The following is a 12546-nucleotide window of genomic DNA, read 5'->3' as shown; positions in this document are numbered from 1 at the left end:
CCTTCCGTTTCCTTTGACCCGAGCCTGCTCATGCAAATCAACACCGCCCTGCTGTTCGCCACCCCTTGCGATGACGAGGAAGACAACATGGCGACCCTGTGCTGCCACAGCGACAAGGGTCAGATGTTCCTGCTTACCCGTTACCCGGACGAGGACACCGTCGACCTGACCCTGGATGACGAGCCGTCGACGCTGGATGGCCTTAAAGTGACCCTGAGCGCCAAGCGCCTGCTGATCGAAGTGGCGGCCGGTGACCGGGACGCGCTGAAGGGGGATGAAGTGCTGGAGATCAACCTGACCAGCGAGTTGAGTGACATGGATGAAGTGAAGGAAACCCTTGAAAACATCCTGGCCGGTACTGGAACCTTGGTCTGCGAGCTGTAGGAGCGGGTTTACCCGCGAAGCAGGCACAGCGGTGGGTGGCATGGAATCTGAGTGCCCCGGAAAGCCCTAGCCCAATGCTGCCTGCATTTCTTGCGCCTGCACCCGCAACGCCTCGCAAAACGGCTCCACCGCTGCCGATGCCGGCCGATGGTCCGGGCGTATCAGCATCACCTGATAGGGCACCGATACCCGTAACCGGCGGATCGGCAACCCGCCTTGCGCCGCCTCCAGCCCGCTCAGCGGGTTGATGATCGCCACCCCAAGGCCTTGCCTGACCATGGCGCACACCGACGCGGCACTGGTGGTCTCGATGACCGTGCGGCGGTTGACCCCGGCCGCACGAAAGTGCTGATCAAGACGCTGCCGGTAGGTATCCAGGCTGGCCAGGTTGATGAAATCGACCTCATGGAAATCACTCAGCTCCAGTTCAGCCTTCACCTGCAGCGGGTGATGCTCGGGCAACACGCACACCATGTTGGCACTGAACAGCAATTCTCCATACGCGCCACGCGGTATCTGTTCGACTTCAGTCAGGCCAAGGTCATGCTGCTGGGCAACCAGTGACTCCTCCAGCAAAGGCGACTCCTGCGCCAGAATGCTCACGCTCACGCCCCTGTGCTGCTGGTGAAAGCGCTGGCAAGCCTTGGGCAACAAGGTTTGCGAGAACAGCGGCAGGCAGGTGATGGCCAGCCGGCCCTGCTCGAAGTTGCGGATGGCCTGGGCAAAGCGATCGATCCGCTCCAGCCCGACGTAGGCGCGCTCGACCTCCTCGATCAGCAGCAACGCCTGGGCGGTGGCCACCAGGCGCCCTCCCTCGCGTTCGAACAGATTCAGGCCGGTCACTTGCTCCAACCGGGCCAACTCGCGGCTGACGGTGGGCTGCGAGGTGAACAGCAGGCGCGCGGCACCCGTGACACTGCCAGCGGCCATGATGGCGCGGAACACTTCGATGTGGCGGACGGACAGTTTCACGGCAAATACCCGAAGCGTTGACAATAGGTATATCAGATATGAATGGCTGGCAGAAGAATAGCTATTTTTCTGAATTCACCCTTTGGCTCATCCTCGTGGCCTTCCTTATACGAGTGACGCCACCATGACCGCACCCTTCACCCTCCTGGCCGAGGCTGTTCGCCAGCACGGCTCGCCGCTATGGGCATACGACACCCGCACAATCGCCGATCGCGTCGAGCAACTGAACGTATTCGAAACCGTACGTTTCGCCCAGAAAGCCAACCCGAACGTGCATGTGCTGCGCCTGATGCGCGCCCATGGCCTGGTGCTGGATGCAGTGTCGCTGGGTGAGATGGAGCGGGCCTTCGCCGCCGGCGCGAGCGTTGACGGTGACCCAGCCGGCGTGGTGCTGACCTGTGACGCACTGGACCGCCCCACCCTGGAGCGGGTGGTGGCCTCGAAGATCGAAGTCAACGCTGGCTCCATCGACATGCTGCGCCAACTGGGTGAACGCTCGCCCGGCCACCGTGTGTGGATCCGCATCAATCCGGGTTTCGGCCATGGCCACAGCCGCAAGACCAATACCGGCGGCGAAAACAGCAAGCATGGTATCTGGCACGAAGAACTGGACGAGGCGCTGGCGTGCATCAAGATCCATGGCCTGCACCTGGTGGGCGTGCACATGCACATTGGCTCCGGGGTGGATTACCAGCACCTGGAACAGGTGGCCCGCTCGATGATCGAGCTGATCGGCCGCCTGGGCGTGGACATCGAGGCGTTCTCCATCGGCGGTGGACTTTCTACCCCTTACCGCAGCACCGACAAACCGGTCGACCTGCAGCGCTATGCGCAGACCTGGGCGATAGCGCGCAAGGAAATCGAAGCGCTGCTCGGCCACCCCGTGCGCATGGAAATCGAGCCAGGGCGCTTCCTGGTGGCCGAGTCGGGCTACCTGGTGGCCGAAGTGCGCGCTGTCAAGCAAGTGGGCCGCAATACCTTCGTCATGATCGACGCCGGCTTCAACGACCTGATGCGCCCGGCGATGTACGGCGCCTACCACGGCATGACCCTGCTCGATGCCAACGGTCAGCCGGTGGACCGCCCACGGCAACCGACGGTGGTGGCCGGGCCGTTGTGTGAATCGGGTGACGTGTTCACTCAGAATGACCAGGAACTGACCCCGCAGGACCTGCCTCAGGCACAGGTAGGCGACCTGCTGGTGATCCACGATGCCGGCGCCTATGGCGCGTCGATGTCGTCGAACTACAACAGCCGGCCGCTGCTGCCGGAGTTTCTGATCGAGGGCGGGGTGTTGCGGATGATCCGCCGGCGGCAGACGGTGCAGGATCTGCTGAGCCTGGAGACCGACATCATCCCATGACCGCTTCCCGTAGTCCGCCCATGTAGTGCTCCAGGCGACTACGCAGCCAACGCTCGGCCGGGTCGCTGTCGGTGGTGCTCAACCAGACCATGGCCAGCTCCAGTGCAGCAGTCTCGAACGGCAGCGTCTCGGCCTGCAGGTTGCCCCAACGCTCCATGCCTTGTGCGGCATAGTCCGGGCAGCAGGCCAGCAGGTCGGTACCGGCCAGAATCGCCGGCAGCGAACTGAACTGCGGCACCGACAACACCACCTTGCGTTCACGGCCGATGTCTTTCAACCAGTCGTCGACCACACCCTGGGTGTTGGCGGTCGGCGAGACCTGAACATGCGGGCGTTGACAAAACTCATCCAGCGAAAGCGGCGTGGTGGATTTGTCGGCCCGCACTACCCTGGCTTGCAGGGTGCGTAGCACCTTGCGTTTGGCATTGGCGGGCAGGCCCTTGGTCTGGCTGATACCCACCGTCACGTCGCCCGCCGCCAGCAGGTCCGGAATGCGCCAGTAGTCCACATGCTGCACGACCACCACCACGTTTGGCGCCTCCACCCGCAGCGCCCGCAACAGCGGCGGCAGCAGGCCCGACTCGACATCATCGGACAAGCCGATGCGGAAGGTCATCTTGCTGGTCAGCGGGTCGAAATCATGGGTCATGCTGAGGGCGACGGACATCGCATCCAAGGCTGGCGTGAGGTACTTGATCACCTCTTCGGCCCTGGCCGAGGGCTCCATGCGGTTGCCCACTCGAACCAGCAACGGGTCGTTGAACATCGCACGCAACCTGGCCAGCGCGGCGCTGACCGTGGGCTGGGCGACGAACAGCTTCTCCGCGGCACGGGTGAGGTTGCGTTCCTGCATCAGCGCTTCGAACACCACCATCAGGTTGATATCGGCTTTGCGCAGTTCGTTGCGGTTCATGGGCGCTCCCGGGCCGTGCTTGTTGTTCGGGTTCAATACCAGCATCGACATGCATCCTAGCCGAGTCGAAACCTGCACTGCACCCTACCCAATCGCCATTGCCCTCTACTGAGCGACCGGGGTAATCTTCCGCTTTCTTCCCTTCCGGCCTCCCCTGCCGTGCACCGCCCAGGCGTTGACTCGCGAAGCGGTCATTCATGATGCCGACACTTGCATGGCCGCCGCTCACTGGCGCGCCCATCCGCCATCAATGCACTCAGGATGACAACATGATCATTCGCCAAGGCATCGCTGCAGATTACCCGCAGCTGCTCGACATCTGGCTGCGCGCTGTTCGCGCGACGCACCACTTTCTGCAACCCTCCGACATCGACGCACTATTGCCACAGCTGCGCGACGTGTACTTCCCGGCCGTCGAGCTGTGGGTTGCGGTAGACACCGATGACCAGCCACTGGGCTTTATCGGCTTCAATGAAAACCATGTGGAAATGCTCTTCGTCGATCCAGCGCGTCACGGCCAGGGCATTGGCCGTGCATTGCTGGATTTCGGCCGCCAGTCGCGCAGTGCGATGAGTGTCGATGTCAACGAGCAGAACCCGCAGGCAACAGGGTTCTACCTGCGCTATGGCTTCGTCCAGACCGGCCGTTCACCGCTGGATGGCGAAGGTCGCCCGTTCCCTTTGCTGCATATGAGCTTGCCCTCTCGGACGTGAGCAGGAGGCACGCACTGCAATGGCCCGCAAAGCGAAGCCCGTACCGCCATCCGACTGGGTCATCCGTAGCGCCCAACCGGGCGGTATCGAGCGTATCGAAGCCTGGTTCGGTAGCCACGGCTACGACCCGCATCGCCACGATACCTATTCGATCGGCCGCACGCTGGCCGGCGTGCAAAGCTTCCACTACAAAGGTTCGCTGCGCCACGGCATACCGGGCAACACGCTGGTGTTGCACCCGGACGAACTGCATGACGGCATGGCGGGCACCGACGCAGGCTTTCGCTACCGCATGGCCTACGTCGACCCGGCACTGATCCAGAACGTGCTGGGTGGCCAGCCTTTGCCCTTCATCGCGGGTGGGCTGTCCAGCGACCCGCGCCTGTACCACGCCAGCGAAGCGTTCGTGCAGACAGTGGACCACGCGCTGGAGCCATTGGAAGAACAGGACGCCCTGTATGACCTGGCGATCGCCTTGCGGGCTGTCGGCGGCAAGCCGCGCGGGCGCAAGCGCCTGGATTACCAGGCAGCCGAACGCGCCCGGGCCTTCATCATGGAACACCTGCATGTGGGCATAACACTGGACATGCTGGAACAGGCCAGCGGCCGCGAACGCTGGAGCCTGTCGCGGGACTTTCGCACGCTGTACGGCACCAGCCCCTATCGCTTTGTCACCCTGCGCCGCCTCGACTGCTTTCGCCGGATGATCCTGGATGGCTTCACCTTGGTCGAGGCTGCCCTTGCTGCAGGCTTTCATGACCAGAGCCACATGACCCGGCACTTCACCCGCTGCTACGGCGTACCGCCTTTACGCTGGCTGGAGCGTTTGCGAGCGTCACGCTGAGAGACCACAGTCGCCCGCGTGCCCCGTGGGAACAGGCTTGCAGGATCGTACAAGAACCGGACTCACCCGGAGCGATAGGCTGACCACTCCACTTTCCGAGGAACTGTCATGCCTGAAGCCCGTCACCCACATCCCTCCCTGCCAGTGAACCTGGTCCACAAGGCAGCGCTTATCGAACAGCAATGGAGCCCCAGGGTCGTTGCTGAAATGAACGATTACCAGTTCAAGGTCGTGCGCATCGAAGGCGAATTCATCTGGCACGCGCACCCGGAGACCGACGAAGCATTCCTGGTGCTGGAAGGCACTCTGCGTATCGACCTGCCGGATGGCTGCGTGCATGTGAACCCCGGGGAACTCTATGTTGTACCACGCGGCGTCGAGCACCGGACCGCCGCGCAAGGCGAAGCGAAACTGATGATGATCGAACCGCGGGGCATTCTGAATACCGGTCATGAAGGGGGGGATCGCACAGCAGAGAGCGATGTCTGGATTTAACAACATTCACCACTTTAAAGCTGTAGTAGCTGACCTCACAGCAATAATTAACCATAAATAATCGCCTTACAGCCATTTGTAACCATGGCAATTCGCTCGCAGCCCACACTTCGCAACCCGGCACAGGTTCGCCTCGATATAATTGGATCCAATAACGAGGGTGGCCTGCATGCAAGCACTGGAAAGGGACTACGGACACGGCGATGAAGTGGCCAGCCACTGCCACGCCGAAGACCAGCTGATCTACGCCGCCAGTGGCGTGATGCGGGTCAGCAGCGAGGGCGGCAGTTGGGTGATCCCCGGCGGGCATGCCTTGTGGATGCCTGCCGGGGTCAGCCATGCCATCCGCATGGAGGGCGTGGTCAGCATGCGGACCTTGCTGCTCGATGCCCACATCGAACGCTGCCAGGTCATCGTCGTGTCCGGCCTGCTGCGCGAACTGATCCTGACTGCGTCACGAATGCTGAACCTGCGCGACGGCGCGCATGCTCGGGCGCTGATCCTGCATGAACTCGCCGCCGCCCGGCGCATCGATGCCTTCGTCCCGACGCCGCAGCACGCACGGTTGCGTGCCTGGTGCGAGCGCTTCCTGCAGGACCCGGCCCAGGACCTGACCCTGGAGCAATGCGGCGCGCAACTGAACATGAGTGCCCGCAGCGTGGCCCGGCTTTTCCAGCGCGAGGTGGGCATGTCGTATGGCCAATGGCGCGCCCGTGCCCGGGTGATGCTCAGCCAGCGGAGCCTGGCCGATGGGCAGCCGATCCTGAACGTTGCGCTGGAGCACGGCTACCAGAGCGCCAGCGCCTTTGCTGCCATGTTCAAGCGCATCCTCGGCTATGCGCCGAGTGAGTGGCAAAACGGTACCGTGCGCGAGTACTGAGCCTCAGGTTGTCCCGCTTGCGCGCAGGGTTGTCCCGCTTGCGACAGCGACGCCCATGCAAGCCTCGTTAACCTCGCATCACGACCTTTGAGCGACAATCGTGATGCCCTTACTGCACTCATTTCCCGGCCCTGCCCGGCTTGCCACAGCCCTCGGCATGCTCGCTGCACTCGCCGCGTGCGGCCACCAACCGACACCTGCCGAACCACCTGTAGCGCTGCAGGCAGCCCCGCTGACGAATATGCCGGCCGGCGTCAGCAAACAGCCCCTGCCCGAACGCTGGTGGGCACTGTATCAAGACCCCCAACTCAACCGCTGGGTACAGCAAGCCCTGGCGCACAACCAAGGCCTGGCACAGGCCGAGGCCAACGTGCAGGCCATGCTGGCCGCTATCGGCGAGTTCGACGCCAGGCGCTGGCCGTCCACCTCCATGGGCGTTGCCGCTACTTATGGCAAGCGCGCCGATGACCAGACGCTGGCCGAGGCGACCGACAGCAACGCACCGTCACAATGGCAATTCAACCCGGGCATCGAACTGGCCTATCAGGTGGATATCTGGGGCCAGGTACGCGCCGCCATTCAACGTGCCCGGGTGCAAGCCGAAGCCAGTGCTGCGGCGCTAGACCTGGTACGCCTGCAGGTGGTCGCCCAGGCCACCCGCGCCTACATCGACCAGTGCACCTACGCGGCGCGTCTGGAGGCAGCAAAGCAGGCCTTGCAAACCCTCGACCACAGCGTGCAACTCCGCCAGCGCCAGCGCCAGGCCGGTGTGGCCACTGCCCTCGACAGCGAGCGCCTGTTGGGCTTGCGGGAGCAGGTGCGTGCGCAACTGCCGATGCTCTCAGCCCGGCGGCAAATGGCGCTGTACGAACTGAGCATGCTCAGTGGCCAGGCCTCGGTGGCCGAGGCCACGACCTGCGTAGCCATCCCCACGCTGTCGGTGCCGCTGCCGGCTGGCGATGGCTGGCATTTGCTCGAACGCCGGCCAGATGTGCGCCAGGCCGAACGGGAACTGCAGGCGGCCACCCTGGAGACCGACATCGTGCGGGCCGACCTTTACCCAAAGGTCAGCTTCGGCGCTTCGTTGACGTCTTCGGACCATCACCTTGCCAACCTCGGCGACAGCCGCGCGGTGATGTTCAGCATTGGCCCGCTGGTCCGCTGGGAGTTTCCCAACCTGAAGGCCAATCGCGCACGGGTGAGCAAAGCCGAGGCATTGCAGCGGGCGCAGCTCGCCCGTTACCACGGCGTGGCGCTGAGCGCGCTGAAAGACGTGCGCCAGGCACTGGCCCGCTACGACGGCGAGCGACAACGGTTGCAGGCGCTGGACGCAGCCCTGGCGCACAGCCAGCACAGCTTTGCCCTGGCCCAGCGTAACTACCGTGCCGGCACCGTGGACGGGCTGGCCCTGCTCGACAGCGAGCGCGAAATGATCAGCTTGCGGGCCAGCCACACAGAAGCCCGAGGGCGCCTGGCGCAAGCGCAGGTAAACCTGTTCCGCGCGCTGGGCGGGCGGTGGTAGCGAGAAGCAAGACCAACAGCGAGCACCGCCCACTGTAGGAGCGGGTTTACCCGCGAAGAATACACCGTGGTGGATGGCACGGGCTTCGCCCGTGTTCGCGGGCAAGCCCGCTCTCACACGGATCGCGCCAGCTTTTTAGAAATTGAGCAAGGCAGTTGCTCCCACAACGGACAGCCAGCAGCCCCAATTCGAGAATGGAAACCAACCATGAATGTCGCCGTAGACAAACCCTCACCCTCCGAAACTGAACAGCGGCCGAGCGCTAAAACCCATCGCCGCCTGGCATACACCGCCAGCGGCAGCCTGGCCGCAATCACCCTGCTGGCCTTCACCAGTTACTGGTTCAGCACCGGCCGCTACCTGGAAACCACCGACGATGCCTACGTCCGCTCCGACTGGGTGGCCCTGAGCCCACGCGTGGCGGGCTACGTAGCCGAGGTCGAGGTGGCTGACGACCAGCCGGTGAAAGCCGGTGATGTGCTGGTGCGCCTGCAAAACCGCGACTACCGCGCCCGCCTCGACCAGGCCCAGGCTGGCGTGACCGCCGCACAGGCGGCACTGGCCGCCGCCCAAGCCAGCCAACAGGTAGCGACCGCACGCATCGACCAGCAACAGCAAGCCATCCTGCAGGCTGAGGCCGTCGTGCGCAGCGCCACCGCCGAACAACGCCGCAGTGAACTGGATGTCCAACGCTACCGTGGCCTGGTGCGTGACGACGCAGCGACCATGCAGCGTCTGGAAACCGCCAGTGCCCATGCCACCCAGGCACAAGCCGCGCTGCAAGGTGCCCGGGCCGCGCTGCGCCAACAGCGCTCACAACTGGCCATGGCCAAGGCCCGGTCAGTCCAGGCCGAGGCCGAGTTGCAACAACGCGCAGCGGCGCTGGCAGGTGCCCAGGCCCACCAACGGCTCGCCGAGCAGGACGAGCAGGACACCGTGATTCGTGCGCCGATCACCGGCGTGGTCGGCCAACGCCGGGTGCGCACCGGCCAGTACGTGGTGCCGGGCCAACCACTGCTGGCCGTGGTGCCGCTGCAGCAGGCCTATGTGGTGGCCAACTACAAGGAAACCCAACTGGCCCGCATGCGCCCCGGGCAACCGGTAGAAATACGTGTAGACAGCTTCGCCAGCCAGCCACTGCAGGGCCATGTGGCCAGTTTTTCGCCAGCCTCGGGCAATGTCTTCGCATTGCTGCCGTCGGACAACGCCACAGGCAACTTCACCAAGATCGTCCAGCGTTTCCCTGTGCGCATTTTGCTCGACAAACCGCTGGATGGCCCGCAGGTACTGCCCGGCATGTCGGTGGTGAGTACAGTCGACACACGCCCTGCAGAGGTTGCCGATGCGCACTGAGCAAACGGTCTCGCTGCGTGCCTGGGTGGCGGTGCTTGGCGGCCTGTTCGGCTGCTTCATGGCGGGTATGAACGTGCATGTCACCAGCGCCGCACTGCCGGAAATCCGCGGCTCGCTGGGTGCAAGCTTCGAGGAAGGCTCATGGATCTCCACCGCCTACCTGGTGGCAGAAATCGTGATGATTCCGCTGACTGCATGGTTGGTGGACGTGTTCTCGCTGCGTCGGGTCATGTGGACCGGCTCGCTCATCTTTCTGATCGCCTCGGTGGCCTGTTCCTGGGCGCCCAACCTGGAGGCGATGATTGTACTTCGGGTGATCCAGGGTGCTGCGGGCGCGGTGCTGATTCCCCTGTCCTTCCAGCTGATCATCACCGAACTGCCGGCCAGCAAGATGGCCATGGGTATGGCACTGTTCAGCCTGGCCAACAGCGTGGCGCAGGCCGCCGGGCCGTCGATTGGCGGCTGGCTGACCGATGCCCATTCATGGCGCTGGATCTTCTATCTGCAACTTTTCCCCGGCATTGCCCTGCTGCTTGCCATCGCCTGGTCGATCGAGGCCAAACCGATGAAGCTCGAGCTGCTACGAAAAGGTGATTGGCTGGGTATCGCGGCCATGGTGATCGGCCTGGGTGGCTTGCAGATCGTGCTGGAAGAAGGCGGTCGGCTGGACTGGTTCGGCTCTCCGCTCATTGTCGGCATGAGCGTGGTCGCCGCCATTGCGTTGATGGTGTTCGTGGTGACCCAGCTGTTCGGCCAGCGCGCGTTCATCAACCTGCGCTTGCTCGGGCACTACAACTTCGGGGTTGCCAGCGTGGCGATGTTCATCTTTGGCGCTGCCACGTTCGGCCTGGTATTCCTGGTGCCCAACTACCTGTCGCAGTTGCAGGGGTTCAGCGCACACGACGTGGGCGTGGCGCTGATCGCCTATGGCGTGGTGCAGTTGCTGCTGGCGCCGTTGATGCCCAGGCTGATGGGCTGGACCAGTGCCAAGTTCATGGTCGCCAGCGGCTTTTTGATCATGGCGCTGGGCTGCTGGCTGGGGGCTAGCCTGAGCGCCGACAGTGCCGACAACGTGATCATCCCGTCCACGGTGGTACGCGGTATTGGCCAGCCTTTCATCATGGTCGCGTTATCAGTGCTGGCGGTGGCCGGGCTGGACAAGCGTGAAGCCGGCTCAGCCTCAGCGGTGTTCTCGATGTTGCGCAACCTGGGTGGCGCTATCGGTACGGCCGGGTTGACGCAACTGGTGGCGACCCGTGAACGCTTTCACAGTGAGCGCATTCACGAGCAGGTGACGCTGTTCGAGCCAAGCGTGCAGGCGCGCATCAACCAGACGGTGCAAAGCTGGCTGCCGCATCAGCAGCAAATGCTGGAAGCGTTGGCGGCGACCATCCGGCGAGAGGCTTACCTGATGGCCTACAGTGATGCGTTCTACCTGGCGTGCCTGGCATTGGTCGGGTGTGCACTGGCAGCGTTGCTGCTGCGGGCCAGGCAGCCGCATTGACGGCGGTATCGACCTCTGCGGGCGGCTGGAGCGCTCGGCATTCTGCCGCTGTTACACTGTCAACCGATGAGTTTTACGAGCCCGAGCAAAGGTATGAACCCGACGCGCTACTCCACCGTGGCAAAGGACTTGATGCAAGCCATTGCCAGCGGCCGCTACCCGGTGGGCAGCCTGCTGCCCACCGAGTTCGAGCTGTGCGACCTTTACAATGTGAGCCGGCACACGGTGCGTGCCGCTATCAACCAGCTGCTCACTCAGGGGCTGGTGTCGCGGCGCAAGCGGGTGGGCACCCGCGTGGAGGCCAGCAGCCCGCGCGGGGGCTATTCGCAATCGTTGGCCAGCGTGGCCGACCTGGCGCACCTGGCAGACACCCAGCAGCGGGAAGTCCAGGGCGTGCGCCACTTTGTCGCCGACCTGAGCGAGGCGGCGAGGCTGGGGCTGGTGCCAGGGGAGCATTACTTCTGCGTGTCGAGCCTCCGCGTCGACCGGCAGCACGATGGCGCGCCAATGTGCTGGACTGACGTGTATGCGCCGCGCGATTACACCGCGGTCATCGAGCTCGCACGCGAGCACCCTGACCAACTGATTATCGGGTTGATCGAACAACACTATGGCCGGGCAATCGCAGTGGTCGACCAGCAGGTGCGCGCGGTGTTGCTGACAGCGGAAATAGCCCGGGCGCTGAAGGCCGAGGCGGGCTCGCCAGCGCTGAAGATCATCCGCCATTACCGCGAGGAAAATGGTGATTTGATGGCGGTTTCAGAGACCGTGCACCCGGATGACCGCTTTACCTTGGTCACCCAGATGCGCCGCGACCGCTCCCCTGCCTGATCAGTTTTGAACAAGGCCGTCGCTCCTGGCGCGCCAACTGGCTGATGTCGGCCAGGCTGACGATGGTATCGCCAGCGCCTAGGGACTGTCCCTGATGCGCCCGGCGGTTGCAAGGCGAGACGTGCCCAGGCCAGTAACGTCCGTTTGTTCATGCACTGCTCCGATCACAGGGAAAGCGGTTGCAGGAAAGATCGGGCAGGACTATAAGAGCTCAACTTAACTTTAGGTCAACAGGCATGGCAGCGGACAACACACGGATGCTCACAGTGGGTGAAGTAGCCAAGCGCAGCGGCGTGGCGGTATCTGCGCTGCACTTCTACGAAACCAAGGGACTGATCGCCAGCGTCCGTACGGCAGGCAACCAGCGCCGCTATCCCTCGCTGGTGCTGCGTACCCTGGCGATCATCAAGGTAGCCCAGCGCACGGGAATTCCGCTTGAGGAAATCAAACAGGCCTTCAGCCATTATGCCCCCAACAGCAAGCTCACGGCAGCACAATGGAGCGAGATGTCCACGGCCTGGCGTGAAGACCTGAATGCCCGCATTCGCACACTGGAGGCATTGCGCGACAGCCTGGACAACTGCATTGGCTGCGGTTGCCTGTCGCTTGAAGACTGCCCGCTGCGCAACCCCGAGGATGTGCTGGCCAAAGAAGGAACCGGGGCGCGGATACTCGAGAAGAAGGCCCGCCAGGCTACAAACTTGCCCAGTACGTAACGATCAAAATGCTCGATAAGCCTGCCTGGTTGTCTTCGATCTTGCTTGCGTTGGAA

The 12546-nt window shown here is 63.5% G+C and carries 13 protein-coding genes; 11 read left to right on the top strand and 2 right to left on the bottom strand.

All coding sequences use genetic code 11. The annotated features are described in order from the left end of the window. Positions 1–30 precede the first annotated feature (30 nt). Positions 31–384: a hypothetical protein gene (locus tag J3A98_RS05350; RefSeq protein ID WP_014591821.1), complete on the top strand. Its 354-nt coding sequence runs from the start codon at positions 31–33 to the stop codon at positions 382–384. 66 nt (positions 385–450) lie between these two features. Here the strand turns inward: J3A98_RS05350 and J3A98_RS05345 are convergent, their stop codons facing one another. Then, positions 451–1356, bottom strand: coding sequence for a LysR family transcriptional regulator (locus tag J3A98_RS05345; protein ID WP_176684439.1), 906 nt, complete (start codon positions 1354–1356; stop codon positions 451–453). Positions 1357–1480: 124 nt separating this feature from the next. Here J3A98_RS05345 and lysA point away from each other — a divergent pair, with 124 nt between their 5' ends. Further along, positions 1481–2719: a diaminopimelate decarboxylase gene (lysA, locus tag J3A98_RS05340; RefSeq protein ID WP_209964573.1), complete on the top strand. Its 1239-nt coding sequence runs from the start codon at positions 1481–1483 to the stop codon at positions 2717–2719. Here the strand turns inward: lysA and J3A98_RS05335 are convergent. After that, the gene (locus J3A98_RS05335) at positions 2709–3677 is read right to left on the bottom strand and encodes a LysR family transcriptional regulator (protein WP_281067760.1); all 969 of its coding nucleotides are present in this window, start codon (positions 3675–3677) and stop codon (positions 2709–2711) included. The genes lysA and J3A98_RS05335 overlap by 11 nt on opposite strands. 224 nt (positions 3678–3901) lie before the next feature. On the opposite strand from J3A98_RS05335, the gene J3A98_RS05330 reads away from it, so the two are divergent. The 9 genes from J3A98_RS05330 (at position 3902) to soxR (ending at position 12490) form a co-directional block, all read left to right on the top strand. Then, entirely contained in the window at positions 3902–4345 is a 444-nt protein-coding gene (locus tag J3A98_RS05330) for an acetyltransferase (protein ID WP_209964568.1), read from the top strand. A gap of 19 nt (positions 4346–4364) precedes the next feature. Then, complete coding sequence (locus J3A98_RS05325) at positions 4365–5189, top strand: AraC family transcriptional regulator (RefSeq protein WP_209964566.1); 825 nt, start codon at positions 4365–4367, stop codon at positions 5187–5189. 108 nt (positions 5190–5297) lie between these two features. Then, positions 5298–5684, top strand: a complete 387-nt coding sequence (locus J3A98_RS05320; protein WP_209964565.1) for a cupin domain-containing protein — start codon at positions 5298–5300, stop codon at positions 5682–5684. 169 nt (positions 5685–5853) lie between these two features. Then, the gene (locus J3A98_RS05315) at positions 5854–6564 is read left to right on the top strand and encodes a helix-turn-helix transcriptional regulator (RefSeq protein ID WP_209964563.1); all 711 of its coding nucleotides are present in this window, start codon (positions 5854–5856) and stop codon (positions 6562–6564) included. Between the two features lie 103 nt (positions 6565–6667). Then, the gene (locus tag J3A98_RS05310; RefSeq protein WP_209964560.1) at positions 6668–8086 is read left to right on the top strand and encodes a TolC family protein; all 1419 of its coding nucleotides are present in this window, start codon (positions 6668–6670) and stop codon (positions 8084–8086) included. Positions 8087–8293: 207 nt separating this feature from the next. Next, on the top strand, positions 8294–9439 hold the full coding sequence (locus J3A98_RS05305; RefSeq protein WP_209964558.1) for an HlyD family secretion protein: 1146 nt from the start codon (positions 8294–8296) through the stop codon (positions 9437–9439). Then, positions 9429–10943 (top strand): DHA2 family efflux MFS transporter permease subunit, encoded by a 1515-nt coding sequence (locus J3A98_RS05300; protein ID WP_209964556.1) that lies wholly within the window; start codon positions 9429–9431, stop codon positions 10941–10943. The genes J3A98_RS05305 and J3A98_RS05300 overlap by 11 nt, the downstream gene beginning before the upstream one ends. Positions 10944–11036: 93 nt before the next feature. Then, positions 11037–11774, top strand: a complete 738-nt coding sequence (locus J3A98_RS05295; RefSeq protein WP_209964553.1) for a GntR family transcriptional regulator — start codon at positions 11037–11039, stop codon at positions 11772–11774. A gap of 236 nt (positions 11775–12010) precedes the next feature. Further along, a complete protein-coding gene (soxR, locus tag J3A98_RS05290) occupies positions 12011–12490 on the top strand; it encodes a redox-sensitive transcriptional activator SoxR (RefSeq protein WP_209964551.1) in 480 nt (159 codons plus the stop codon). Positions 12491–12546 lie beyond the last annotated feature (56 nt).

It is taken from the genome of Pseudomonas sp. BP6 (assembly GCF_017875935.1).
In the GTDB taxonomy this organism is placed as follows: Bacteria; Pseudomonadota; Gammaproteobacteria; order Pseudomonadales; family Pseudomonadaceae; genus Aquipseudomonas; species Aquipseudomonas putida_Y.
The sequence above is the reverse complement of the archived record's forward strand: the minus strand, read 5'-3'. Positions and strand labels throughout refer to the sequence as shown.

Bases quoted from the DNA above. Each gene is read 5' to 3' on its own strand.
- J3A98_RS05350 (WP_014591821.1), top strand. From the start codon at position 31: ATGCAAATCAACACCGCCCTGCTGTTCGCCACCCCTTGCGATGACGAG.
- lysA (WP_209964573.1), top strand. From the start codon at position 1,481: ATGACCGCACCCTTCACCCTCCTGGCCGAGGCTGTTCGCCAGCACGGC.
- J3A98_RS05335 (WP_281067760.1), bottom strand. From the start codon at position 3,677: ATGCTGGTATTGAACCCGAACAACAAGCACGGCCCGGGAGCGCCCATG.
- J3A98_RS05330 (WP_209964568.1), top strand. From the start codon at position 3,902: ATGATCATTCGCCAAGGCATCGCTGCAGATTACCCGCAGCTGCTCGAC.
- J3A98_RS05325 (WP_209964566.1), top strand. From the start codon at position 4,365: ATGGCCCGCAAAGCGAAGCCCGTACCGCCATCCGACTGGGTCATCCGT.
- J3A98_RS05320 (WP_209964565.1), top strand. From the start codon at position 5,298: ATGCCTGAAGCCCGTCACCCACATCCCTCCCTGCCAGTGAACCTGGTC.
- J3A98_RS05315 (WP_209964563.1), top strand. From the start codon at position 5,854: ATGCAAGCACTGGAAAGGGACTACGGACACGGCGATGAAGTGGCCAGC.
- J3A98_RS05310 (WP_209964560.1), top strand. From the start codon at position 6,668: ATGCCCTTACTGCACTCATTTCCCGGCCCTGCCCGGCTTGCCACAGCC.
- J3A98_RS05305 (WP_209964558.1), top strand. From the start codon at position 8,294: ATGAATGTCGCCGTAGACAAACCCTCACCCTCCGAAACTGAACAGCGG.
- J3A98_RS05300 (WP_209964556.1), top strand. From the start codon at position 9,429: ATGCGCACTGAGCAAACGGTCTCGCTGCGTGCCTGGGTGGCGGTGCTT.
- J3A98_RS05295 (WP_209964553.1), top strand. From the start codon at position 11,037: ATGAACCCGACGCGCTACTCCACCGTGGCAAAGGACTTGATGCAAGCC.
- soxR (WP_209964551.1), top strand. From the start codon at position 12,011: ATGGCAGCGGACAACACACGGATGCTCACAGTGGGTGAAGTAGCCAAG.